Raw genomic sequence first — 23,143 nt, 5'->3', positions numbered from 1 at the left:
GGATCATAGCTAGGCCTTCACGCCGCCGGCGGCCAGGTCGACCTGCCAGTAGCGCTGCAACGTGAGGAACATGGCGATCAGCGGGACGATCGAGACGAGCGCCCCGGTCACCACGGCGGTGTACATGGCGGGCTGGTTGGCGCCCTGGTTGAGCAGACCGTTCAGGCCCACGGTGATCGGGTAGAGCCGGTCGTCGCCGAGCATGATGTACGGCAGCATGAAGTTGTTCCAGACCGCCACGAACTGGAAGAGGAAGACGGTCACCAGGCCGGTCCGCATCATCGGCAGCACCACCGTGAAGAAGGTACGCCAGTCGCCGGCGCCGTCGATCCGGGACGCCTCCAGGATCTCGGTCGGCACCGACGCGGCCGCGAAGATCCGGGCCAGGTAGATGCCGTACGGGCTGATGAAACTGGGCAGCAGCACCGCCCAGTAGGTGTTGGTCATCCCCACCTTGGCCAGCAGCAGGTACTGCGGGATGGCGAGGAGGACGCCGGGCACCAGGACGCCGGCCAGGATCACGTTGAAGACCGTGCTCTTGCCGGGGAAGTCGAACTTGGCGAGCGCGTACCCGGCCATCGCCGAGATCAGGGTGGAGGCGGCGGCGCCGACTCCGGCGTACAGGGCGGTGTTGGCCATCCACCGCCAGTAGAGGCCGTCGCGGTAGCCGCTGAGGTCGGCGAGGTTGTCGAACAGGTGGGTGCTCGGGGCGAGGGTGAACGTGGAGAACAGTTCCCCGGAGCTCTTCGACGAGGCGATCAGCACCCAGAGCACGGGGAGCAGGCAGTACGCGGCGCCCAGCAGAAGGATCGTGGTGGCGAGTGGACTGCGCCTTCTTGCCGAAATGACCGACATCTCAGTCCTCCTGGTTGAAGGCCCGGCGCCCGACGAGCTTCAGGAAGCCGAAGGACAGGATGAACGTGGCGAGCGCGATGATCACCGAGGTGGCGGCGGCCGCGTAGAGGTCGTTGCGGGTGAACGCGTCCCGGTAGACCTTCATCAGCGGCGTCCACGTCGTCGAGATCGTGTTGGCCAGGGGCCGCAGCGTCATCGGCTCGGCGAAGACCTGCAACGTGGCGATGAGCGAGAAGACGAACGTCATGATCAGCGACGGCGTCACGATCGGGATCTTGATGCGCCAGGCGATCGCGACCTCGGAGGCGCCGTCGATCCGGGCCGACTCGTACAGGCTGAGCGGGACGGCCCGCAGCGCGGTGTAGATGACGATCATGTTGAAGCCGGTGCCGCCCCAGACCGCGATGTTGGCGACCGCCCAGAGCGTCAGGTCCCGGGAGAGCAGCTCGGGGGCGGTGATGCCGACCGCCTCGAACGCGTCGGTGATCGGGCTGACCCGGGGCAGGTAGAGGAAGCCCCAGAGCAGCGAGCCGACGACGGCGGGGACCGCGTACGGCAGGAAGATCGAGATCCGGGCGAACTTGCCGACCGACCGGCGTGTCCGGTTCGCGTCCAGCAGCAGCGCGAAGAGCAGGGCCAGGCCGAGCATGGTGGGCACCACGATCAGGCCGTACAGGCCGATCCGCCCGACGCTCGGCAGGAAGTCGGGGTCGCTCAGGGACCGGGCGTAGTTGTCCAGCCCGGCCCAGATCTCGGTCCGCGACTTCGCGCCCAGCCCGAGACCGCTCACCTTGACCTTGCGCAGGCTCAGGTAGGCCGCGTAGACGATCGGCGCGGCCAGGAACGCGGCGAACAGGATCATGGCGGGGGCGAGGAAGGCGTACGGGGTGCCCGCGCTCCGGGCGGGCCGGCGGCGTGCCGTGGCCGCGGGGGTGGCGGTGGTGCGGGGCGCGGCTGTGGTGATCAGCGACATCGCCGACTCTCCTTTCGAAGGAGCGCTCCGGGCGGGCCGTGCCCGCCCGGAGACGATCTCATCCGGCGACGTTGAACCCGGCGTTCTTCAGGTCGTCGACCGTCGTCTTCTGCATGGTCGTCAGCGACTCGGTGAAGGCGGACGCCTTCTTGGACTCGGCGGCCTTGCCGAAGGCGTCGTTGAAGGCGCTGTAGGCGACGTTCACGTTCGGGCCGTAGGTGAACGGCGCGAGCTGCTTCGACGCCTCACCGGCGATGGTGTAGTAGTCGGCCTGGTCGGCGAAGAAGGCCGGCGGGCTGGTCAGCACGCTGGTGGCCTCGTTCGCGGCCGGGTAGACGCTGGCCTCGGTGGCGAGCAGCTTCACGGCCTCGGGGTCGCTGTTCAGCCAGGACACGAACTGGGCGGCCTGCTTCTTGTGCTTGGACTGGGTGGTCACGCTGGTGGCCGAACCGCCCCACGCGCCGGTCGCCGGGGCAGCGGCGTCCCACTGCGGCATCGCGGCGGCCTTCCACTTGCCCTTGGTGTCCTTGGCCGAGCCCTCCAGGACGCCCGGCGCCCACACGGCGCTGACCCAGCCGACCTGGGTGCCGTCGTTCAGGGCGGCGTTCCACTCCGGGGTGTACATCGGTTTGTTGTCGATGACGCCCTTCTCCACGAGGCCACCCCAGTAGGAGGCGACCTTCTGGGTGGCGGGCTCGTCGATCTTCACCGACCAGGCGTCACCCTGCACGCCCCACCACGAGGCGCCGGCCTGCTGAGCGAGACCGGTGAACAGGCCCGCGTCGGTGGCCGAGAAGGTGCCCAGGTACTGCTTCGGGTTCGCCTTGTGGATCTTCTCGGCGGCGGTCGCGTACTCGTCCCAGGTCTTCGGGGCCGCGAGGCCGTTCTTCTCGAAGACGTCGGAACGGTAGAAGAACATCAGCGGGCCGGTGTCCTGCGGCACGCCGTAGACCGCGTCCGAGCCGAGGGTCACGCCGTTCCAGGCGCCGGCCGGGAACTTGTCCTTGAGCGAGCCGGCGTCGGCGGAGATGTCGGCGAGCGCGTCGGCGGAGACCAGCGTGGGGATCTTCTGGTACTCGGCCTGCATGACGTCCGGCGCGCCGGAGCCCGCCTTGATCGCGGTCAGCAGCTTGGTGACGGCCGGGTCGCCGCCGTCCTGCTTGTTGACCGTGACCTGGATGTTCGGGTTCTTGGCGTTCCACGCCGCGGCGACCTTGTCCATGTTCGGAGCCCAGGTCCAGTAGGTCAGCGAGACCTTCTCGTTCGGGTCGGTGGTCGTCTCGGACGAGGAGTCGGAGCTGGAGCAGGCGGTGCCGGTAAACAGAGCCGCGGCGGTGAGGGCCGCCATGAGCGGGGCGTATTTCGTCTTCATTGATCCTCCTTGATCGGCTTGGCCGGAGCGGAAAGCCGGGGACGGCGCCGCGCCGGAAGCGTGTCGCTCGGTGCGGCCCCTGTGACCGGTTACAGTGCTGCTGTTACGGCGTTGTGTCAAGCCCTTGCGTCCCACCCGTTACGCCTGTGTATCGTGCGGGCTTGCCGGCCTGTGACCGGTTACAGTCAAACCCGCAAGGAGCTGATCCCATGTCGTGGCTCGAGCCGCTCACCGTTCGCCACCAACCCTGGGCGACGCCGCTGCGCCGGCCGCGGATGAGCAACTCCGAAGACGTACGGGACGGCATCTCGCTGACCAACCGCTATCTGAGCCGTCACGGGGTGCCGGTCATCCCGGTCTCCGGCGAGCTGCACTACAGCCGGGTCCCGCGGGCGCGCTGGGCCGAGCGGCTGCGCCAGATGAAGGCCGGCGGCGTGACCGTGGTGGCCAGCTACGTCTTCTGGCTGCACCACGCGCCCACGCCCGGGGAGACCCGCTTCGACGGCGACCTGGACGTCGGCGCGTTCGTCGACCTGGCTGTCGAGATCGGCCTCGACGTGGTCCTGCGGATCGGACCCTGGTGCCACGGCGAGACGCGCAACGGCGGCTTCCCCGACTGGGTGCAGCAGGCCCCGGTCCGGCACCGCACCGACGACCCGGCGTACCTCGACCTGGTCGCACCCTGGTTCGCGTCCATCGCGGCCGCCGTCGGCTCCCGCTTCGACAAGATCATCGGCATTCAGCTGGAGAACGAGCTCTACGACCAGCCCGGGCACCTCGTCACGCTCAAGCGCCTGGCCCGTGCGGCCGGGATGTCCGCTCCGCTCTGGACCGCCACCGCGTGGGGCGGCGCCGACCTGCCCGCCTCCGAGGTGCTGCCCCTCTACGGCGGCTACGGCGACGGCTTCTGGGTCGACGCCGGCGCGCCGTGGGACCCGACGTTCCGCGACCACTACTTCTTCTCCCACGTCTGGGACGACGCGGGCATCGGCGCCGACGTGCGCCGGGCCCAGGCGATCGCGGCCGCCTCCGGGGGCCCGCGCACCCCGTCCGACGAGTTCCCGCCCGCCACCTGCGAGCTCGGCGGCGGCATGGCCACCGCGTACCACCGGCGGCCGCGGCCCGAGGCGCTCGACGTGGCGGCCATCGCCCACTGCAAGATCGGCAACGGCTCGGCCTGGCAGGGCTACTACATGTACGCCGGCGGCACCAACCCCGGCCCGGACATGCACGAGTCGCACGCCAGCGGCTACCCCAACGACATCGCCCGCCTCGGCTACGACTTCCACGCCCCGATCGGGGAGGCCGGCACGCTCGCCCCGAGCCACGCCGAACTACGCCGCCAGCACGCCTTCCTGTCCGCGTTCGGTCATGTGCTCGCGGAGATGCCGTCCAGCCTTCCGGACGTACGGCCCGCCGACGTCGAGGACTCCGACACCCTGCGGTGGGCGCTGCGCGGCGACGGGCAGAGCGGCTTCCTGTTCCTCTCCCGGCACCAGCCGCACTTCCCGCTCCCCGCCTACCGGGGCGCCCGCTTCCAGGTCACGCTCGCCGACGACCACGTGATCGACTTCCCGGCGCGGCCGATCGACATCCCGCCCGGCACCCTGGCCCGCTGGCCGCTGAACCTCACCCTCGGCGGCACCACGATCACCTGGGCCACCGCCTCGGCGCTCACCCTGCTGCCCGGCGACGTGCCCACCCTCGTCCTCATCGCCGCCCCGGGCATCGAACCCCAGATCGCCGTGGCCGGCACCGTTCACGACATCACGCCCGGCTTCGAGCCGGTCCGGCTCGACGGCGCGGACGTCCTCGTCCTCCCGGCCGAGGTCGCCGGATCGGTCTGGGCGCCCGAGGACGGCGGCCGCCGCCTGCTGCTGAGCGACGACGAGCTCCAGTGGGACGCCTCCGGCACGGTGACGGTCAAGGCCGCCAAGACCGCGGACGTACGGGTGTACGACCCGGCGCTCCGTGCCTTCCGCCCGGTCGAGGTGACCCAGGACAGCGCCCCGGTGACCGAGGACGTCACCGTCGAGCGGCTGCGCCCGGCCGCCCCCACGGTCCCGGTCAGCTACGGCAAGCACGAGGGCCGCCCGTCCGCCCCGTCCGCCGACGTCTTCGACGAACTGGCCGCCGTCTACCGCCTGCGCCTGCCCGATTACGCCGCCGACCCCACCCGCGACCCGCTGCTGCGCGTCATCTGGGCCGGCGACGTGGGCGAACTGCGGGTCGACGGCCGGACCGTCACCGACCGCTACTGGGACGGCTCCGGCTGGACGGTCAACCTCACCGACATCGGCTACCGCGCCGGCGCCCAGCTCACCCTGCACCTGCTGCCCCTGGCCGCCGGCTCCCCGGTCTCGGTCCCGCAGGAGGCCCGCACCCGGCTGGCCGCCACCGACACCCAGCTGCTGGCCATCGACACGGTCGAGGTGACGGCCCGCACGATCTCCACCGTGACCCTCTGACCCGAACGGGGGGAGGGAGCGCGGCCCCACCCGGGGCCGCGCTCCCTGCGTCACTTCTCCTCGTAGTGCCCAGCGCAGGCGGCGATCTCCAGCACATCGCCGCGTACCCGATAGACGAGCCGGTGCTCCTCATCGATGCGCCGTGACGCCCAGCCGGCCAGGGCGCCACGCAGATGCTCCGGCTTACCGAGCCCGGTGCCGTCCGGGTCCCGCTGAATGTCGGCGATGAGCCGATTGATTCGACGGATGACCTTGGGATCCCGCCAAGAGGTGTAGTCCTCCCAGGCGTGTGGGGTGAACTTGACGCTCAGCCTCACGCAACAGCCTTGGCGTCGCCGCCCGCCTCGGCCTCCAAGGTGTCGGGGTCGACGAGTTGGCGCTCGTGCGAGAGGCCGGCTTCGGCCTGGGCGATGCTCTCCAGCAATCTCCGGGCGTTGCCGAGGTTGTTGAGCAGGTGCAAGGTCTCCCGCATCGCGTTCCACTCGTTCAGCGAGACGATGACCACCGCCCGGCCGCCACCGCGCGGAATCACCGTCTCCTCGGCATCGTCGATCACCGCGTCGAGCACGGCGGCGAAATTCTTCCGAACCTCGCTGACCGTCATCACCTTCATTCTTGTACCTCCTGACGTACGACCTAGCGTACTTCGCAAGAGGCCGCGACGGGGAGTTCGGAGTGGCGGGGACGGTCGGTCATCGACAGGATGGAACAGTGCCCAAAGCTCTCAGCTATGCGCAGGCGGTGCGGATCCTCGGCAAGGGGTCCGGTGCCGAGTCGATGCGGCGCCTCAACGATTTGACCGGGGGAGCGCTGCTCGGCGCATCGGTGACGACGGCGACGGTGCTCCAGTGGTTCGATGCCTATGCGGTGTTCGCCCGGCTGTCACAGCAACTCGCCGGTACGGTGGGGCAGCGCCTCGTGGGCGCTCACCGGCTCGACCGGACTGAGCGGATCGCCGCCGCCCACACGGTTATCGTGATCGCCGCCTGGTTCGATGCCCTCAACGGCGCGGACCTGCCGTTCGACACCTCGGCGCTGGGAATCACCGCTGACGATCAACTTCGGCTCACCGATGCAGGGGCGAAGGACCGTAGGCTTCTCGGCCCGGCGGTGGTTCGGGGTCGCGATCTGGCCGGAGCCGTCCTACAGACAGGGGTTCACCTGCCGGAACCACACGGACCGCGCCAGAATCACCGCGCCCGGCTTCGGTCCACTTACCAGCGTCTCGCCGGCACGGTGAACGGCTTCCTGCGCGGCCTCGCGGTCTGGGACGAACTCAGTCCGGGTGAGGAGGAGCGCGTGGATCGGGAATTGGCGGACATCCCGGACCGGGCCCTCGTCCGTTATGAACGGATGCTCCTCGACCTCCGGGCCGACTGCCCGGAGGCGGATCTCTGGGTCCGCGATTGGGACACCGGCGCCCTTCTGGAGTCGGTGCGTGACATCCACCAGTTGATGCGGAGCGTCGCCGGCCCGGCTACCGCGGCTGAGGTGCCGCGGGCGCTGGCCCGCGCCTATGCCGGCTTGTTGGACCGGCCGGTCGTTGGCACGGGCGAGCGGACCGCTGACGTCGACATGCCCACATTGCGCCGTGCCTATCTGCCCTCCCTGTTCCGGGCTATGGAGGCGGTGCCCGACCAGCCGGCCAGTGACGAGCGATTCTGGGCGGACGTGCCCGTTCGCGGCGACCTGCATAAGTACCTCACCGGCTATCTCACGTCCCCACGGGCACAGACGGCGCCGCTCGTCGTGCTCGGCCAGCCGGGCGCCGGCAAATCGGTTCTCACCAAGGTGCTCGCCGCGGAACTGGCCGAGGGTGGATTTGTCCCGGTTCGGGTGTCGCTGCGGGAGGTGGATACCGCACTCGGACTACAGCGCCAGATCGAGCAGGCGGTACTGGACGCCACCGGTGAGGCGATCGCCTGGCCACGGCTGGCCGAAACGGCGGACAGGCGCCTCCCGGTCGTGTTACTCGACGGCTTTGACGAGTTGCTCCAGGCGACCGCGACGAGCCAGAGCGACTATCTGGATCGTGTCGCCGATTTCCAGCAGCGTGAGCAGGATCAGGGGCGGGCTGTCGCGGTTGTGGTGACCACCCGGACCAGCGTGGCCGACCGGGCCGTCCCGCCGCCGGACACGCTCCTGCTGCGGCTGGAGCCGTTCGACGCCCAGCGTGTGTCCGCGTGGCTCGACGTGTGGCACGCCGCGAACAGTCAGCGGCTGGCGGCACGCGGACTCCATCCGCTGCCCGCAGAGGTAGCCATGCGCTTTCCGGAACTTGCCGGGCAACCGCTGCTCCTGCTGCTGCTCGCCCTCTACGACGCCGGCGATAACGCACTCCAGCACACCGGCGAGCTGTCGCCCAGCGACCTCTACGAGCGCCTGCTCACCAGCTTCGCCCGCCGGGAGGTACGCAAGGGCAGCCCAAACCTGTCCGCCGCACAATGCGACGCCGAGGCCGAACGGGAGCTGCGGCGGCTGTCGGTCGTCGCGTTCGGGATGCTCAACCGTTCCGCCCAGTGGATCACCGAGCCCGAGTTGGAACGTGACCTCATGGCGGTCTTCGGCACGATGCCCGGCTCCGCCAACGGCGGTATCGACGCCGCCGGACTGCTCCTGGGACGGTTCTTCTTCGTGCATCGGGCTCAGGCGGTTCGTGCCTCCCGGACGCTGGCGACCTACGAGTTTCTGCACGGGAGTTTCGGCGAATACCTCGTCGCGCGCTTCACCTGGCAGCTGCTTCAAGAGGCGGTGTCACGGCTGTCCGTCGCGGTTTCGCCGACCTGGAATGCCGATGACGGTCTCTTCTCCCGCCTGCTGTCCTTCGTCCCGCTCGCCATCCGGTCCCTGATTCTTCGCTTTCTCGCCGAGTTCTCTGCTGGGCTGACCGAGAAGCAGAGTGCCGAGTGGCTCGCCGCCGTGATCGGGATGTACCGGCGTAGTCAGTATTTGACCTGGGGAAGCCAGTCCGGCGAATACCGTCCGGTGACGGTTCGCATGCCGCTTCGATATGCGGCCTACACCGCGAATCTCGTGGTGCTGGCGGTGCTCGTCGCCGGCGGCGAGCTGGACTTCCGTGATATCGCCGAGCCCGAGGAGGCCAGCGCCCGCAAACAGTGGCACGACCAGAGCCTGCTCTGGCACTCCCAGCTCGGTGGCGGAGACGCGTGGGACGCGATCACTCTTACTCTCGCCGCTGACCAGTGCCGTGATCCCGACGGCGAGCGGGATCTCAGACTGCGGTTCGTCGCCGACGGCACCGCCGTCTCGCGGACCGACGAGCTGTGGCTCTTCGGCCGCGACGGTGATCGGGAGTACGGCCGCCCTTTCGGTTCGAGCTTCACCTCCGAGGCGATGGTGCGGCATATCCGTTTCCAGTCGTGCTCCATGGATTCGCTTCTGCTGCATGCGCTCCAGCCTGTGCTGGAGTCATCGCTGGCCCCGGCGATGCAGCTCTTCTCAGGTCATTCTTCCGGCGACTCGTCATCGATTGTCCAAGGACTGTTCCGGGTTTGGCTTCTGCCGCTTTCCAGACTGGATGACGAGGAGAGGCAGGCTGCCTACGAGGAATGCGCCTTTCTTTCGCCAGAAGATTTCCGGTCGTGGGACGCCACGGCTTACGGCGCCTACGTCACGCAATTGCTGGCGGCGGTGCGAGCGGACGTAGATCTCCCGGTGGGATTTGCCGGAGCTCTGGTCCAGGAACTGGAGACGTCGTCGTTGATGCCGTTCTTCCATGAGGCGATCGATGTGACCATCCGCGTGCTGGCCGATCGGGCCGGCGGGCGAGACAAGCTGACCAGGCGGATCGCCGAGTGGCTCGGTGAAGTTTGAGTGATGGAGGCGCCTCAGGGAGATGAGGGGCCTGCCCGGTCCACGGATTCGCGATCTTTCGGTAGGAACCGGCCTGGGGCGACGATCGTTACAGGAAGGGATGCTACCTAGTACTGTCCGTTTCATGGGCGACGATCGATATCCGGTGGATCCGCCCGCGGTGCACTACGACGAGGAGGAGCGGCCCGCCCGGAAGCTGCCCGGCCGTGTCGGGGTGTTCGTCTCGGTCGTCGCGTTCGCCGTCGCGCTGCTCGTCCTCTGGCAGGTGTTCCGCCCGCTCGCCCAGGGCAGCCAGTACTACCTGATCATCTTTCTGGCCGGGACCCTGCCGCTCGTCTTCCTCGCGTACAAATCGGGTCTGGGAAAGGGCCGGGAGACGCCCGGGGTGACCGACTGGATCCTGGCCGGCGCCGCGCTGGTGGTCTGTCTGTATCCGATCGCCGGCGGCTACGACGACTTCCTGAACCGGCAGGGGCTGCTCGAACCGGTCGACGTCGTCTTCGGCGCGGTCCTGCTGGTCCTGGTGATCGAGGCCTGCCGCCGCACCACCGGGTGGGCGCTGCCGGTGGTCTGCCTGGCCTTCCTGGCGTACGGCTACTACGGCGGCCTGCTGCCGCAGACCTGGCCGATCGCACACGCCGGACTCGACTTCGCACAGATCGTCGACGCCCTCTACAACTCGGGCAGCGGCTTCTACGGCACCCCGCTGGACGTGGCGGCCACCTACATCGTGCTGTTCACCATCTACGGCGCGGTGCTGGACCTGTCCGGGGCGAGCCGGTTCTTCGTCGACCTGTCGGTCGCGGCCTTCCGCAGGTCACGCTCCGCTGCCGGGCGCACCGCGGTCGCCGCCGGCTTCCTGCTCGGCACGGTCTCCGGATCCGGTACGGCCACCGCGGTCAGCGTCGGCGCCGTCACCTGGCCGATGCTGCGCCGCGCCGGCTACCCACCGGAGCAGGCCGGCGGGATGCTGGCGGCCGCCGGGGTGGGCGCCATCCTGTCGCCGCCGACGCTGGGCGCGGCCGCGTTCATCGTGGCCGAGTACCTGAACGTCTCCTACCTGACCGTCCTCGGCTGGGCGATGATCCCGACCGTCCTCTACTACCTGGGCATCCTGCTCGCCGTCGAGATCGACGTCCGCCGGTACGGGGTCCGCGCCGTCGACGCCCCGCCCACCAGTGCCTGGCGGCTGCTCACCCGGTTCGGCTACCACTTCTCCTCCCTGATCGTCATCGTGGTGCTGCTGGCCCTGGGCACGAGCGCCACCCGCTCGGTGGTGTACGCGACGATCCTGGCCGGCGCGCTGTCCTTTCTGGACCGGCGGCACCGGCTGACCCCGCCCCGGATCTTCACGGCGCTGTCCGCGGGCGTACGCGGCGTCCTGCCGGTGGTCGCGGTCTGCGCCGCGGCCGGGGTGATCACCGCGACCACCACCAAGACCGGCCTCGGCGCACAGCTGGCGTCGCTGCTGGTCAACGGCGCCCGGGCGATCACCGACGAACCGCGGGCGGTGCTCGCGCTGACCGTGGTGCTGGCCGCGTTCGCGCTCGCCCTGCTGGGCCTCGCGGTGCCGGTGACGGCCAGCTTCATCATCGGCTGGGTGATCATCGGCCCGGCGCTGCTCGGTCTCGGCGTACCGGCCCCGGCGGCGGCCATGTTCGTCTTCTACTACTCGGTGCTGTCCGAGGTGACCCCACCGACCGCACTCGCCGCCGTGGGGGCGAGCGCGATCACCGGCGGCCGCGCCGTCGCGACCATGTGGCAGGCGCTGAAGTACGCGCTGCCGGCGTTCCTCGCGCCGATCGCCTTCGTGCTCACCGCCAACGGCGAGTACCTGCTGGCCCGCGGGCCGTTCCTGGGCATCCTCTGGACCACGGTGGTGGCCGGGCTGGCCGTGTTCGGGCTGGCCGTCGCGACCGGCGCGTGGCTGCCCGGCGTCGGCCCGGCCGGCCCGGCGACCCGGGTGCTGGCCGCGGCCGCCGGGCTGCTGCTGCTCTACCTGGACCCGGTGGCGATCGTGGCCGGGCTGGCGGCGCTGCTGGCCGCCGCCGGAGTCGCGGCCCTGGAGAAGCGCCGGCACCGGCCCCCTGTGGAGATTCGCCCTTGCCCCACCACCCCACCCGGAGGAGACGCATGAGACGAATACTGGGATCAGCGCTGGTCGGCATGCTGGCGGTCGCCACCGCGGCGTGCGGCGGCCGGCAGGACACGGCGAGCACCGACACCGGCGGGGCGGTCACCTGCGAGGTGGCCGGCGCGACCCGGATCGGCATCGCGACGGGCAACGCCACGGGTGTCTACTTCGCCCTCGGCAACGCGTACGCCGAACAGATCAACGCCGTGGGCGGCAATCTGCAGGCCACCGCGGCCGAGACCGGCGCGTCCGTGCAGAACATCCAGCAGCTGGTGGCCGGCACGTACGACGTCGCCTTCTCCCTGGCCGACACGGCGGCCGACGCGGTCAACGGCACCGGCAGCTTCACCGAGAAGCAGAAGGTCGCCGCGCTGTCCCGGATCCACAGCAACTACACGCAGGTGATCGTCCGCAAGGCGGCCGGGATCTCCGACGTCGCCGGGATGAAGGGCAAACGCGTCTCGACCGGCTCCCCGAAGTCCGGCACCGAGGTGATCGCCAACCGGCTGCTGACCGCGGCCGGGCTCCAGCCGGACACCGACGTGCAGGCGCAGAAGCTGGACCTCACCAAGACCGTCGACGGGATGAAGGACGGCACCATCGACGCCCTGTTCTGGTCCGGCGGCCTGCCCACCCCGGGCATCACCGATCTGCTCACCACCGGCGCCGACCAGGTCGAGTTCCTGGACATCACCCCGCTGCTGCCGGAGATGCGGAGGATCAACGAGGTCTACCGGGAGGGCGTCATCCCGGCCGCCACCTACCGGACCCCGGCGGACGTGAAGACCATCGTGGTGCCGAACGTCCTGCTGGTCCGCGAGGACCTGGACCCGAATGTGGCCTGCGTGCTCACTCGCACGCTTTTCGACCGCAAGGCCCAGCTCGAGCAGGCCAACGCGGCGGCCAAGGAGATCACGCTGGAGACGGCCCGCCAGACCACCCCGGTGACCCTCCACCGCGGCGCCACCAAGGCCCTCGACGACCTGGGCGCCCCGAAATAACGACCGGATGTGTGCAACCCTCCCCGGTGCTCGCCTCGTGATTAGCGGGACCGACGGGATGGAGACCTCATGACCGACCGCGACGAGGCGTTCGCCGAGTACTTCGCGGCCAGATCGTCCGCCCTGCGGGCGACGGCGTTCCTGCTCTGTGGTGACTGGCACCGTGCGGAGGACCTGGTTCAGCAGACCTTCACCAAGCTCTACCTGCGGTGGAACCGGGTCCAGCGGCACGAGTCGCTCGACCCGTACGCCCGCCGGGTTCTGATCTCGACCTTCATCGACGAGGGGCGGTGGGGCTGGTGGCGGCGGGAGCGGCCGCAGGAGACCCGGATCGATCGGGCCGCGGCGCCCGAGCCGTCCGACGACCGGGTGACCCTGCTCGGCGCGCTCGCCCGGGTGCCGGCCCGGCAGCGGGCCGTGCTGGTGCTGCGCTACTGGCAGGACCTGTCCGTGGAGGAGACCGCGGCGGCACTCGGCTGCTCCGCGGGAACCGTCAAGAGTCAAGCGGCACGCGGCCTCGACACGCTGCGCACGCTGGTCGCCCATCCCGTGAACGCCGACTGAGGGGACCTCCCATGGACGAGAACGAGCTTCGCGACGCCATGCGCGCCACCATCACGCAGCACTCCGAGCCACCACCGATGGAGTCCCGGACGGCGCTCGTCACGGCCCGCCGCGCCGCCCGGCGGCGCAACATCATGGCCTGTGCCGGCACCGCGGTGGTCGTCCTGGGCGTCACCCTCGCGGCCCTGCCCGGTCAGGGCAACCCCGGCGGGGGTACGGGCTGGGCACCGGCCGCCGCACCGTCCGCACCGTCCGCGCCGGTGGAGCCGTTTCCCACGGTCTACCCGTCGGGGGCCGTGCCGTCGGGGGAGCCGTTTCCCACGGCCTTCCCGTCCGGGCAGGTGCCGTCGGGGGAGAACACCAAGCCGTCCTGGCCGGCCGAGGCGAGCGGCGACGCCACCGCGGACTCCGGCGTGCACTACCAGAAGGGCGTGGCGCTGCTCGAGAAGCTGATCGAGGTGGCGCCGGCCGGCTACACGGTGCCGACCGGGAACAGCCCGGACGACATCCCGTTCCGCTACCACCAGGCCGCCATCGAGGGCGACCACTGGTCCTACCTGGTGTCGGTGCCGCTGGTCAAGGACGGCGGGACCGGGCGGATCATCGTCGAGGTCCACGAGCCGAACAACGACCAGCCGGCCGACCCCTGCGAACTGGCCCAGTCGTTCTGGGGGATCGGTGGCTCCTGCGAGAAGCGTGCCGTCCGCCCGGGGGAGGAGGCCGGCATCGTGGCCGGGCCGAGCACGCGCGACGGGGTCGACCAGTGGGTCGCCTTCCAGCACCCGGACGACACCGTCGTCTTCGTGGCGCAGGGCCTGTCCACCGGTGGCGAGGGCGTGCGGCCGCTGAAGTCGCTGCCGTTCACCGTCGACCAATTGGTGGAGTTCGCCGCCGGGGACGGATTTAAATAGTTGCGCATTCCCCGAGCCTCGATTAATGTGGGCCACAGCTTCGAACGGCTCTAGAAGGAGATCGGCTATGTGTCGCGTCTGTTGTACCCCGGACCGGTGGTGCGGCTAGAGCCGTTCGCGATGCTTGCCGCGCCACCCGTCCCCTGCTGGGGGCGGGTGGCGTTTCTTTTGGCGCCCGAATGCGCGCACCATTTCACGACCGCATGCCCGAGTGGTTAGGGAATCGTCTGCAAAACGATCCACACCGGTTCGAATCCGGTTGCGGTCTCCATTCTTGAAAAACAATTCCGGACTGTCTTGAACTAGACGGCGCCGACCGCGGTACACCCCCCATGATGGAGGTCCAGGCAGGGGGAGACCGGATGATCCTCGCGCGTGCCGCGGTCGCGGCGTTCCTCGTGGTCAATCTGGCCGCCGTCCACGTCCTGTTCCTGCTCGGCCGGCCGCCCGCCTACAACCTGATCGGCGCGGCCGGCCGCCTCCTCGGGTTGTACCTGGCGTTCGCCCTGGCCGTACAGGTGCTGTTGATCTCCCGATTGCCGCTGCTGGACCGGTCGTTCGGCATGGACCGGCTGACCCGCTGGCACCGGCGCGCCGGGCTCACCGTGTTCTGGCTGGCCCTGCTGCACCCGGCCTGGGTGATCGTGGGGTTCGCCCGGGCCGGCCGCGACCCGGTCCCGGCCACCGCGCTCACCCTGGCCAAACAGTGGCCGGTGCTGCTCGGCATGATCGCGGTCGCCCTCATCGTGCTGGTCGTGGCGCTGTCCATCCGGGCCGCCCGCCGCCGCCTCTCCTACGAGGCCTGGCACGCCGTCCACCTGCTGCTCTACGCGGTGCTGGTGCTCGGCCTCATCCACCAGTACGTCGAGGGCACCGCCTTCACCACCAACCTGGCGACCCGGCTGTACTGGTGGGGGCTGTGGGCGTTCGTGCTCGGCGCGCTGCTGGCCAACCGGGTGATCGTGCCGCTGGTCCGCAACTCCCGGCACCGGCTGCGGGTGGCCGCCGTGGTGCCCGAGTCCGACGACGTGGTGTCGGTCCACGTGACCGGCCGCGACCTGGAGAAGCTGGGCGCCCGGGCCGGGCAGTTCTTCCTGTGGCGGTTCCCCGGCCACAACCGCTGGTGGCAGGTCAACCCGTTCTCGCTGTCGGCCGCGCCGAACGGGCGGTCGCTGCGGCTCACCGCCAAGGCGGTCGGCGGTACCACGGCCGGGCTGCGGGACCTTCCGGTCGGGGCGCGGGTGTTCGCCGAAGGGCCGTACGGGGCGTTCACCCTGGACCGGCGGGCCCGCACCGCCACCCTCCTGATCGCCGGCGGCATCGGCGTCACCCCGATCCGGTCCCTGCTGGAGGACCCGCGGATCGGCGACGACGTGATCGTCCTCTACCGGGTCCGCGGCGGCTCCGACGCGGTCCTGCTCGGCGAACTGCGCAACCTGGCCGCCGCCCGGGGCGCCCGGCTGCACCTGCTGACCGGCCGGACCGGGCCCGGCAACCAGCCCTTTGACCCGGACCGGCTGCGGGCCATGGTCCCCGACATCACCGACCGCGACGTGTACGTGTGCGGCCCGGCCGCCCTGACCGAGGCGGTCCTGGCCGGCCTGCGCCGCCTCAAGGTCCCGTCCCGCCAGATCCACGCCGAGCTGTTCCGCCTCGCGGGCTAGCCGACGGCCCTACGGGGTGACCAGGCCGCACTCGTAGCCGAGGATGACGGCCTGGATGCGGTCGCGCAGCCCGAGTTTCGCCAGGATCCGTCCGATGTGGGTCTTCACGGTGCCCTCCGAGACACGCAGCGACTCGGCGATCTCCGCGTTCGACAGGCCGCGGGCGATCAGGGTGAGCACCTCCCGCTCCCGGGCGGTGAGCGGATCCAGCCGGTGGTCCGCGCGGGCCGGGCCGGCCGCCGGGGCGGCGACGTAGTGGGCGATCAGCCGGCGGGTGGCGGTCGGCGCGGTCACCGCCTCACCGGACGCCACCACCCGGACCGCGGCGATCAGGTCGTCGGCCAGGGTGTCCTTCAGCAGGAAGCCGCTGGCCCCGGCACGCAGCCCGGCGAACAGGTAGTCGTCCAGGTCGAAGGTGGTCAGGATGATCACCCGAGGGGCGGGGGAGAGCGCCCGGATCCGCTCGGTCGCGGTGATGCCGTCGACGCCGGGCATCCGCACGTCCATCAGGACCACGTCCGGCCTGGTCCGGGCGGACACCTCCACGGCGGCGGCGCCGTCCCCGGCCTCGCCGACCACCTCGATGCCCTCGGTCTCGTCGAGGATCATGCGGAAGCCGGTCCGCACCAGCACCTGGTCGTCGACCAGCACCACCCGGATGGCCATCAGGCGCCCACCGGCCGCAGCGGCAGCCGGGCCAGCACCCGGAAACCGCCGCCGTCACCGACCCCGGCCTCCAGCTCACCGTCGAGCAGCCGCACCCGCTCGGCGATCCCCCGCAGACCGCTGCCGGTCACATCGACCGGCCCGGACGGCGGCCGGCCGTCGTTGCACACCTCGATCTCCAGGGACTCCGCGTGAAAACCCAGGCGGACGGCCGCGCCCGCCCCCGGACCGGCGTGCTTCAGCGTGTTCGTCAGCGCCTCCTGGGCGATCCGGTACGCCGACAGGTCCACTCCGGCCGGCAGCGGCGCAGGCTCGCCCTCGACCGTGAACGTGACAGTGGTCCCGGCGGCCCGGATCCGGTCGATCAGCTCGGGCAGCGCCTGCACCCCGGGCTGCGGCGCCAGCTCCGGCTCCTCCCGGACGATGGCCAGCAGGCGCCGCATCTCGGCCAGCGAGGACCGGCCGGTGGTGACGATGTCACCGAGCGCGTGCTCCGTACGATCGGGGTGGCGTTTCAAAGCCGCCGCCGCCCCCTGTGCCTGGACCACCATCACCGACAGGCCGTGCGCCACCACGTCGTGCAGCTCGCGGGTGATCCGGGCGCGCTCGGCCGCGGTCGCCAGCGCCACCCGCTGCCGCTGCTCGCGCTCCAGGTCGGCGGCCCGCCGCTCCACGGTGCGCAGGTGCAGCCGCCGGCCGCGCAGATTGTCGCCCAGCAGGTAGGCGGCGGCCAAAGCGAGCATCAGCCCGCTGCTCTGCCACAGCCGCTCCGACCAGGCCGGCTCGACGGTCTCCACGACGACCGGCCGGGCCGGTTTCTCGACACGGATGGCGACGGCGTGCGTGTCCGGAGGCTGGACGGCGTCGGCGCGGGCGACCGGCTGGGCCAGGCTGGCCAGGCCGATCCCGGTGAGCAGCAGCCCGCAGGCGATCGCACCGGCCCGCCGGGGCCGTTCCGCGGCGGCCAGCGCGAAGAGCGCCACCGGGACGGCCAGGTCGAGCGGGTCGATGCCGGTCGCCTCGGGCAGGTGCAGCAGCGCGGTGCCGGCGACGCTCAGCGCCAGCGCGAGCAGCGGCCGGTGCCGGGCCAGCAGCAGGCTCGCCACCATGACCGTGGCGTACAGACCCCACAGGTCGGTCTCGTGGGCGTCCTCCGCCGACGCGATGGCCAGCACGGCCGCGCCGCAGACGTCGACGGCGACCCATCGGAGGCCGGTTAACCTGGACATTCGCCCAGTCTAGAGACGCCGGGCGCAGCGGCCGTCCGTCCACGGTCGGACTTCGGTGTACGACCGCGGGCATACGCGTACCGGAAAGAATCCGACCGCTCGCGGACGACCGGCCGCATGCCGGACCGCCAACCTGGCTCCCATGAGAATCGTGACGAGTTGCGTAGCGGCGGCCCTGATGGTCGCCCTGGCCGGATGTTCCGGCGTCAACGGCTCACCGGCCACGGATCCCTCGTCGTACGTTCCGACGATCTCCGACGCGGAACTGCTCACCCTGGGTAAGGCGGCCGTGCAGTGCCTGCGGGAGAACGGCGTGGCCGACATGCCGGACCCGTACGTCGAGGACAACCGCCTCAAGGTGCCCGACGACGAGATGGACGCGGCCGAGGAGAAGGCCGGCGAGCAGACCTGGAACGCCGCCGAGGAGGCCTGCCGGGAGACCATCGGGAAGATCCCGGAGGGCGCCCTCGCCAAGGAGGAGGGCAGCGATCCGGAACCGCCCGGCCCCGAGGACGTCGAGGCGCTGCGCAAGCTGGCGCAGTGCTACCGGGACAACGGCGTGCCGGAGTGGCCGGACCCGGACGCCCAGGGCCGGTTCCCGATCAAGGGCACGTCCCTGGAGGGCGAGAAGCCGGAACCGGGCAACCGCCTGGACACCGCCCGCAAGGCGTGCGAGCAGATCTGGTCCGGCCCGATCGGCATCTCGTGAGCGCCCGGCGGACGGTCGCGGTGTCGCTGACCGGCGTGGTGGTCGCCGCCGGCGCCCTGGTCACCGGCTGGACCGTCACCGCGGAACCGGAGGCGGCGGCGAGCGCCGGCGACGTGCCCACGAACACCGTGGCGGTCGAGAAGGGCACCGTCACCCAGCGGTTCCGGATCTCCGGGACGTACGGGTTCGACGGCTCCTACACGGTCATCCACCGGGGGGCCGCCGGGATCCTGACCGGGGCCGCCGCGGCCGGGTCGACGGTCCGCCGCGGGGGCGTCCTCTACCGGGTCGACGGCGCGCCGGTCCGGCTGCTCTACGGCAACGTCCCCGCGTACCGGGACCTGGATTCCAGCGTCACCGACGGCGACGACGTCCGCCAGCTGGAGCGCAACCTGAAGGCGCTCGGCATGGACCCGGACGGCGAGATGACCGTCGACCGGGACTTCACCGCGGCGACCGCCGCCGCGGTGAAACGCCTCCAGAAGAAGTGGAAGGTGACGCAGACGGGCCGGCTGACCTTCGGGACGGTCGCGTTCCTGGCCGGCGAGGTCCGGGTCACCGAGGCGAAGATCGGGGTCGGCGCGTCGGCCGGCCCGGACCAGCCGGTGCTGACCGGCACCACCACGAGACGGGTGGTCACCGCCGACCTGGCCGCCGAACGGCAGAACCAGATCAGGGCCGGCGACGAGGTGTCGGTCACCGTGCCGGGTGCCGGGACGGTCGACGGCCAGGTGCTGGAGGTCGGGAAGGTGGCCACGAGCGCCACCGACGACAACGGCAACCAGCAGGCGGCCACCGTCCGGGTGGTCATGCGGATCGGCCGCCCGAAAGGCGGCGCCACCCTGGACCAGGCGTCGGTGCAGATCAATCTCGCCACCGCGAAGCACGAGGACGTCCTGGTCGTCCCGATGTCGGCGCTGCTGGCCGCCCCCGGGGCCGGCTACCGGGTGCGGCTGGCCTCCGGGGCGTACGCCGACGTGAAGCCCGGCCTGTACGACGACGCCTCCGGCCTGGTCGAGGTGACCGGGAACATCAGTGAGGGCGACCGGGTGGAGGTGCCGGCGACATGACCGCCGCACTGGAACTCGTCGGCGTGTCCAAGACGTACCCGGGCAGCCCGCCGGTCGAGTCGGTCCGCGGCGTCGACCTCACCGTGCACAGTGGTGAGATGGTCGCCGTGGTCGGCCCGTCCGGATCCGGCAAGAGCACCCTGCTCAACCTGGCCGCCGGACTGGACCGGCCCACCTCCGGCTCGGTACGCATCGCCGGGGAGGCCCTGGAGGAGCTGAGCGAACGCCGGCTCGCCGGACTGCGGGCGCACCGGCTCGGCGTGGTCTTCCAGCAGTTCTTCCTGCTCGACCACGCCGACGCCCGGGACAACGTGGCGACCGGCCTGCTCTACCGGGGCGTCCCGGCCCGGCGCCGGCGGGCGGCCGCCGAAGAGGCCCTGGAACGGGTCGGCCTCGGCCACCGGATGAACCACCGGGCCCGGCTGCTCTCCGGCGGGGAACGGCAGCGGGTGGCGATCGCCCGGGCGCTGATCGGCCGGCCCGCGGTCCTCTTCGCCGACGAGCCGACCGGCAACCTCGACTCGGCCAACGGCGACGGGATCCTGGCGCTGCTACGGGAACTCAACGCCGAGGGCGCCACCATCGTGGTGATCACCCACGACGCCCACGTGGCAGCCGCCGCCCAGCGGCAGGTCACCATCCTGGACGGGCGGGTGGCGCCATGAGCGAGCTTGCGAGCGAATCATCGGGCTCAGTTTTGAACTCATGGCGGCGCCGGAGCGAAGCGGAGGTGACGACATGAGCCCGCTGTCCCGGTTGCGCCTGGCCGACCTGCTGCCCGTTGCCACCATCGGGCTGCGCACCCGGCCGGGCCGGGCCGCCCTGTCGGTGCTCGGCGTGGCCATCGGCATCGCCGCCATGGTCGCCGTCCTCGGCGTCACCCGGTCCAGCCAGGCCCAGGTGATCGCCCAGCTCGACCGGCTCGGCACCAACCTGCTCACGGTGGCCAGCAGCCAGCCCAAGGGCGCGCCCGAGGAGCAACTGCCGGCCGCCGCGGCCGCGTCGATCCGGCGTACCGAGGGGGTGACATCGGCGTCCGGCACCGCGCAGATCCCGGACGTGCACGTGCTGCGCAACGACCGGATGCCGGCGAACCGGCACGGCGGGCTCGACGTCCGGGCCACCGACACCGAGCTGCTGTCCACCCTGGACGGCGCCCTGCTCGACGGGGTGTTCCTGGACGCGGCCACCGCGGACTACCCGGTGGTCGTCCTCGGCTACCAGGCGGCGACCGTGCTCGGCATCGCCGAGGTGACCGGGTACGAGCGGGTCTGGCTGGGCGACCGGTGGTTCACCGTGGTCGGCATCCTGCGGCAGGTGGACCTGGCACCGGAGATCGACCGGGCCGCGCTGATCGGGTTCGCGGTGGCGAAGAGCGAGTTCGGCTACCAGGGGAATCCGAGCCGGATCTACGTACGGACCGACACCGCGCTGACCGAGCAGGTGGAGAACATGCTGCCGCGCGCCGCCAACCCGGAGAACCCCGGCCGCACCTCGGTCAGCCAGCCGTCCGACGTGCTCACCGCCCGGCAGGCGGTCGACGACGCGAGCACCTCGCTGTTCCTCGGGCTGGGTGCGGTGGCGCTGCTGGTCGGCGGCATCGGCATCGCCAACGTCATGGTGATCTCGGTGCTGGAACGCCGGGGCGAGGTCGGTCTGCGCCGGGCACTGGGCGCGGCGCGGCGGCACGTGGCGGCACAGTTCGTGGTCGAGTCGGTGCTGCTCGGCGCGGTCGGGGGCGGGGTGGGCGTACTGCTGGGCGCCGGCGTCACGGTGGCACTGGCGGTCAACAGGGGCTGGCAGCCGCTCATCCCACCGGAGGCCGCGAGCGGCGGTCTGGCCGCCGCGATCCTGGTCGGCACGATCGCCGGCCTCTACCCGGCACTGCGGGCCGCCCGGATGGCCCCGACCGAGGCCCTCCGGACGGCGTGACTCACACCTGGGCGGCGCGCTGCGAGACGAACCCGAGCAGCGTGTCGCTCAGCTTGCCGAGCACGGCCAGCAGGATGATGGCCAGCAGCATCACATCGGTACGGCCGGTGTTCTGACTGTCGATGAGCAGGAAGCCGAGGCCCATCGACGAGGCGATCAGCTCCGCCGCGACCAGGAACAGCCAGCCCTGGGCCAGCCCCAGCCGCAGGCCGGACAGGATGGCCGGGGTGGCCGCCGGGAACAGGACGGTGCCGAGCAGGGGGAGCCCGCGGCGCCCGTACGCCCGGCCCACCTCGACCAGGTGCGGATCGATGTGCGCGAGCGCCGCCGACACCGTGGTGTAGACCGGGAAGAACGCGCCGATCGCCACCAGCACGATCTTCGGCGTCTCGCCGATGCCCAGCCAGAGCAGCAGCAGCGGCACCCAGGCCAGCGACGGCACGGCCCGGATCGCCTGCACCGTGGGGGAGATGGCCGCGTTCGCCGTGCGCGACAGCCCGACCAGGCCGCCGAGCGCCAGCCCGAGCAACGACCCGGCGGCGAACCCGATCAGCACCCGCTGCGTGCTGATCGCCAGGTGGTGCCACAGCTCACCGCGCCGCAACAGTTCGCCGAGCGCGGTCACCACCTCGCCGGGCGGGGGCAGCTGCGCGGCCGAGTAGATCCCGGCGGACGCGACCAGGTGCCATCCCACCAGCAGGAGCACCGGCAGGATGACACCGATCGCGGGCTTGAGGGCCCGTCGGGTCACGAAACGCTCCGCGCGGTCGCGTACTTCGGCTCGAACAGGGTGTCGATCGCGGCGCGGGCGTCCGCCTCGCTCTTCACGTTGGCGTCCGCCACCAGCACCGGCAGGATCTTTTCGAAGACCGCCTTCTGCGCGGCGCCCGGGACCGGGTCGATGTCCAGCTTGGTGCGCTCGGTGAGCACCGCCTTCGCGACCGGCTCGGAGATCTTGGCCTCCCGGGCGTAGAGGGCGACCGCCTGATCCGGGTTGTCCTTGATCCACTGGCGGGCCTTCTCGTAGGCGTTCACCACCGACTGGGCCAGATCCGGGTGCTCGGTGAGGAAGCCCTCCCGGGCGTTGAGCACGCCGTAGGAGTTGAAGGCCACGTTCCGGTAGATCAGCTTGGAGCCGGCGTCCACCTCGGACGTCGCCATCAGCGGGTCGAGACCGGCCCACGCGTCGACGTCGCCACGCTCCAGGGCGGTCTTCCCGTCGGCGTGCTGGAGGTTGGTCACGGTCACGTCGGCCGGCTTCAGGCCCGCCTCGTCCAGCGCCTGGAGAAGGAAGAAGTACGGGTCCGTACCCTTGGTCGCCGCGATCTTCTTGCCCTTGAGCTGCGCCACCGAGGTCACCGCCGAGTCCTTCGGCACCACGATGGCCGCCCACTCCGGCTGGCTGAACACGTCGATGGTCTTGATCGGTGATCCGTTCGCCCGGGCCACCAGCGCCGCCGCCCCGGCCGTCGAGCCGACGTCGACGGCCTCCGCTCGCAGCGCCTCGTTCGCCTTGTTGCTGCCCGCCGACAGCTGCCAGCTCACCGTGACGCCCTTGCCGGCCAGCTCGGTCTCCAGCCACTTCTGCTCGCGTAGCACCAGGCTGGCCGGGTTGTAGTAGGCGTAGTCCAGCCGCAGCGCGACGGACTCCTTGCCGTCCGCGCTCTTCGCCGGGGCGTCCTCGCCCTGCACGCAGCCGGCCAGCAGCGCGGTCGCGGCGGCCGCCGCGAAAACGGCACGCAAGATCTTCATGTCGGGTCC

General features: G+C 71.1%; 20 protein-coding genes and 1 tRNA gene. 12 read left to right on the top strand and 9 right to left on the bottom strand.

Going from position 1 to position 23,143, the window contains the following annotated elements:
- Nucleotides 1-9: 9 nt before the first annotated feature.
- From BJ964_RS44740 to BJ964_RS44730, 3 genes are read right to left on the bottom strand one after another with little or no spacing between them, the layout of a single operon-like run.
- A complete protein-coding gene (locus BJ964_RS44740) occupies nucleotides 10-855 on the bottom strand; it encodes a carbohydrate ABC transporter permease (RefSeq protein WP_188126325.1) in 846 nt (281 codons plus the stop codon).
- 1 nt (nucleotide 856) lies between these two features.
- On the bottom strand, nucleotides 857-1,828 hold the full coding sequence (locus BJ964_RS44735) for a carbohydrate ABC transporter permease (RefSeq protein WP_188126324.1): 972 nt from the start codon (nucleotides 1,826-1,828) through the stop codon (nucleotides 857-859).
- Nucleotides 1,829-1,886: 58 nt separating this feature from the next.
- Nucleotides 1,887-3,200 carry an ABC transporter substrate-binding protein gene (locus BJ964_RS44730; protein ID WP_188126323.1) on the bottom strand — a complete coding sequence of 438 codons (1,314 nt, stop codon included), beginning with the start codon at nucleotides 3,198-3,200 and terminating at the stop codon, nucleotides 1,887-1,889.
- A 209-nt stretch (nucleotides 3,201-3,409) separates the two neighbouring features.
- On the opposite strand from BJ964_RS44730, the gene BJ964_RS44725 reads away from it, so the two are divergent.
- Nucleotides 3,410-5,668 carry a beta-galactosidase gene (locus BJ964_RS44725; RefSeq protein WP_229807133.1) on the top strand — a complete coding sequence of 753 codons (2,259 nt, stop codon included), beginning with the start codon at nucleotides 3,410-3,412 and terminating at the stop codon, nucleotides 5,666-5,668.
- Nucleotides 5,669-5,718: 50 nt separating this feature from the next.
- Here BJ964_RS44725 and BJ964_RS44720 read toward each other — a convergent pair whose 3' ends face one another.
- The gene (locus BJ964_RS44720) at nucleotides 5,719-5,985 is read right to left on the bottom strand and encodes a Txe/YoeB family addiction module toxin (RefSeq protein ID WP_407650830.1); all 267 of its coding nucleotides are present in this window, start codon (nucleotides 5,983-5,985) and stop codon (nucleotides 5,719-5,721) included.
- Entirely contained in the window at nucleotides 5,982-6,272 is a 291-nt protein-coding gene (locus BJ964_RS44715; protein ID WP_203832689.1) for a type II toxin-antitoxin system Phd/YefM family antitoxin, read from the bottom strand. Before BJ964_RS44715 ends, BJ964_RS44720 begins: the two co-directional genes overlap by 4 nt.
- Nucleotides 6,273-6,379: 107 nt before the next feature.
- On the opposite strand from BJ964_RS44715, the gene BJ964_RS44710 reads away from it, so the two are divergent.
- The 7 genes from BJ964_RS44710 (at nucleotide 6,380) to BJ964_RS44680 (ending at nucleotide 15,776) form a co-directional block, all read left to right on the top strand.
- On the top strand, nucleotides 6,380-9,502 hold the full coding sequence (locus tag BJ964_RS44710) for an NACHT domain-containing protein (RefSeq protein ID WP_188126321.1): 3,123 nt from the start codon (nucleotides 6,380-6,382) through the stop codon (nucleotides 9,500-9,502).
- 124 nt (nucleotides 9,503-9,626) lie between these two features.
- Nucleotides 9,627-11,639 carry a TRAP transporter permease gene (locus BJ964_RS44705; protein ID WP_188126320.1) on the top strand — a complete coding sequence of 671 codons (2,013 nt, stop codon included), beginning with the start codon at nucleotides 9,627-9,629 and terminating at the stop codon, nucleotides 11,637-11,639.
- A complete protein-coding gene (locus tag BJ964_RS44700) occupies nucleotides 11,636-12,637 on the top strand; it encodes a TAXI family TRAP transporter solute-binding subunit (protein WP_188126319.1) in 1,002 nt (333 codons plus the stop codon). The genes BJ964_RS44705 and BJ964_RS44700 overlap by 4 nt, the downstream gene beginning before the upstream one ends.
- Nucleotides 12,638-12,706: 69 nt before the next feature.
- Nucleotides 12,707-13,201 carry a SigE family RNA polymerase sigma factor gene (locus BJ964_RS44695; RefSeq protein ID WP_188126318.1) on the top strand — a complete coding sequence of 165 codons (495 nt, stop codon included), beginning with the start codon at nucleotides 12,707-12,709 and terminating at the stop codon, nucleotides 13,199-13,201.
- An 11-nt stretch (nucleotides 13,202-13,212) separates the two neighbouring features.
- Nucleotides 13,213-14,112 (top strand): hypothetical protein, encoded by a 900-nt coding sequence (locus BJ964_RS44690; protein WP_188126317.1) that lies wholly within the window; start codon nucleotides 13,213-13,215, stop codon nucleotides 14,110-14,112.
- A 197-nt stretch (nucleotides 14,113-14,309) separates the two neighbouring features.
- A tRNA-Cys gene (locus tag BJ964_RS44685) sits at nucleotides 14,310-14,383 on the top strand.
- Nucleotides 14,384-14,474: 91 nt separating this feature from the next.
- On the top strand, nucleotides 14,475-15,776 hold the full coding sequence (locus BJ964_RS44680) for a ferredoxin reductase family protein (protein ID WP_229807134.1): 1,302 nt from the start codon (nucleotides 14,475-14,477) through the stop codon (nucleotides 15,774-15,776).
- A 9-nt stretch (nucleotides 15,777-15,785) separates the two neighbouring features.
- Here BJ964_RS44680 and BJ964_RS44675 read toward each other — a convergent pair whose 3' ends face one another.
- Together BJ964_RS44675 and BJ964_RS44670 are read right to left on the bottom strand one after the other, a co-directional pair.
- Nucleotides 15,786-16,442 (bottom strand): response regulator, encoded by a 657-nt coding sequence (locus BJ964_RS44675; protein ID WP_188126315.1) that lies wholly within the window; start codon nucleotides 16,440-16,442, stop codon nucleotides 15,786-15,788.
- Nucleotides 16,442-17,671: a sensor histidine kinase gene (locus BJ964_RS44670; RefSeq protein WP_188126314.1), complete on the bottom strand. Its 1,230-nt coding sequence runs from the start codon at nucleotides 17,669-17,671 to the stop codon at nucleotides 16,442-16,444. The genes BJ964_RS44675 and BJ964_RS44670 overlap by 1 nt, the downstream gene beginning before the upstream one ends.
- A gap of 151 nt (nucleotides 17,672-17,822) precedes the next feature.
- On the opposite strand from BJ964_RS44670, the gene BJ964_RS44665 reads away from it, so the two are divergent.
- The 4 genes from BJ964_RS44665 to BJ964_RS44650 all read left to right on the top strand — a co-directional run bounded on the left by BJ964_RS44665 (nucleotide 17,823) and on the right by BJ964_RS44650 (nucleotide 21,382).
- Complete coding sequence (locus tag BJ964_RS44665; protein WP_188126313.1) at nucleotides 17,823-18,380, top strand: hypothetical protein; 558 nt, start codon at nucleotides 17,823-17,825, stop codon at nucleotides 18,378-18,380.
- Nucleotides 18,377-19,450, top strand: a complete 1,074-nt coding sequence (locus tag BJ964_RS44660; protein WP_188126312.1) for a peptidoglycan-binding protein — start codon at nucleotides 18,377-18,379, stop codon at nucleotides 19,448-19,450. The genes BJ964_RS44665 and BJ964_RS44660 overlap by 4 nt, the downstream gene beginning before the upstream one ends.
- Nucleotides 19,447-20,115, top strand: coding sequence for an ABC transporter ATP-binding protein (locus BJ964_RS44655; protein ID WP_188126311.1), 669 nt, complete (start codon nucleotides 19,447-19,449; stop codon nucleotides 20,113-20,115). The genes BJ964_RS44660 and BJ964_RS44655 overlap by 4 nt, the downstream gene beginning before the upstream one ends.
- 73 nt (nucleotides 20,116-20,188) lie before the next feature.
- On the top strand, nucleotides 20,189-21,382 hold the full coding sequence (locus tag BJ964_RS44650) for an ABC transporter permease (RefSeq protein ID WP_188126310.1): 1,194 nt from the start codon (nucleotides 20,189-20,191) through the stop codon (nucleotides 21,380-21,382).
- A gap of 1 nt (nucleotide 21,383) precedes the next feature.
- On the opposite strand, the gene BJ964_RS44645 is transcribed toward BJ964_RS44650, so the two are convergent.
- On the bottom strand, nucleotides 21,384-22,133 hold the full coding sequence (locus tag BJ964_RS44645) for an ABC transporter permease (protein WP_203832690.1): 750 nt from the start codon (nucleotides 22,131-22,133) through the stop codon (nucleotides 21,384-21,386).
- Nucleotides 22,130-23,134: an aliphatic sulfonate ABC transporter substrate-binding protein gene (locus tag BJ964_RS44640; RefSeq protein WP_188126309.1), complete on the bottom strand. Its 1,005-nt coding sequence runs from the start codon at nucleotides 23,132-23,134 to the stop codon at nucleotides 22,130-22,132. The genes BJ964_RS44645 and BJ964_RS44640 overlap by 4 nt, the downstream gene beginning before the upstream one ends.
- Nucleotides 23,135-23,143 lie beyond the last annotated feature (9 nt).

The sequence above is a fragment of the Actinoplanes lobatus genome (assembly GCF_014205215.1).
Taxonomy (GTDB): Bacteria; Actinomycetota; Actinomycetes; order Mycobacteriales; family Micromonosporaceae; genus Actinoplanes; species Actinoplanes lobatus.
Note: the sequence above shows the minus strand (reverse complement) of the source record. Positions and strands in the feature narration are given on the sequence as shown.

What these genes read in the sequence shown, in the direction of transcription:
- BJ964_RS44740 (WP_188126325.1), bottom strand. Translation starts at nt 855, where the DNA reads ATGTCGGTCATTTCGGCAAGAAGGCGCAGTCCACTCGCCACCACGATC.
- BJ964_RS44735 (WP_188126324.1), bottom strand. Translation starts at nt 1,828, where the DNA reads ATGTCGCTGATCACCACAGCCGCGCCCCGCACCACCGCCACCCCCGCG.
- BJ964_RS44730 (WP_188126323.1), bottom strand. Translation starts at nt 3,200, where the DNA reads ATGAAGACGAAATACGCCCCGCTCATGGCGGCCCTCACCGCCGCGGCT.
- BJ964_RS44725 (WP_229807133.1), top strand. Translation starts at nt 3,410, where the DNA reads ATGTCGTGGCTCGAGCCGCTCACCGTTCGCCACCAACCCTGGGCGACG.
- BJ964_RS44715 (WP_203832689.1), bottom strand. Translation starts at nt 6,272, where the DNA reads ATGACGGTCAGCGAGGTTCGGAAGAATTTCGCCGCCGTGCTCGACGCG.
- BJ964_RS44705 (WP_188126320.1), top strand. Translation starts at nt 9,627, where the DNA reads ATGGGCGACGATCGATATCCGGTGGATCCGCCCGCGGTGCACTACGAC.
- BJ964_RS44700 (WP_188126319.1), top strand. Translation starts at nt 11,636, where the DNA reads ATGAGACGAATACTGGGATCAGCGCTGGTCGGCATGCTGGCGGTCGCC.
- BJ964_RS44695 (WP_188126318.1), top strand. Translation starts at nt 12,707, where the DNA reads ATGACCGACCGCGACGAGGCGTTCGCCGAGTACTTCGCGGCCAGATCG.
- BJ964_RS44690 (WP_188126317.1), top strand. Translation starts at nt 13,213, where the DNA reads ATGGACGAGAACGAGCTTCGCGACGCCATGCGCGCCACCATCACGCAG.
- BJ964_RS44680 (WP_229807134.1), top strand. Translation starts at nt 14,475, where the DNA reads ATGATCCTCGCGCGTGCCGCGGTCGCGGCGTTCCTCGTGGTCAATCTG.
- BJ964_RS44675 (WP_188126315.1), bottom strand. Translation starts at nt 16,442, where the DNA reads ATGGCCATCCGGGTGGTGCTGGTCGACGACCAGGTGCTGGTGCGGACC.
- BJ964_RS44670 (WP_188126314.1), bottom strand. Translation starts at nt 17,671, where the DNA reads ATGTCCAGGTTAACCGGCCTCCGATGGGTCGCCGTCGACGTCTGCGGC.
- BJ964_RS44655 (WP_188126311.1), top strand. Translation starts at nt 19,447, where the DNA reads ATGACCGCCGCACTGGAACTCGTCGGCGTGTCCAAGACGTACCCGGGC.
- BJ964_RS44650 (WP_188126310.1), top strand. Translation starts at nt 20,189, where the DNA reads ATGAGCCCGCTGTCCCGGTTGCGCCTGGCCGACCTGCTGCCCGTTGCC.
- BJ964_RS44640 (WP_188126309.1), bottom strand. Translation starts at nt 23,134, where the DNA reads ATGAAGATCTTGCGTGCCGTTTTCGCGGCGGCCGCCGCGACCGCGCTG.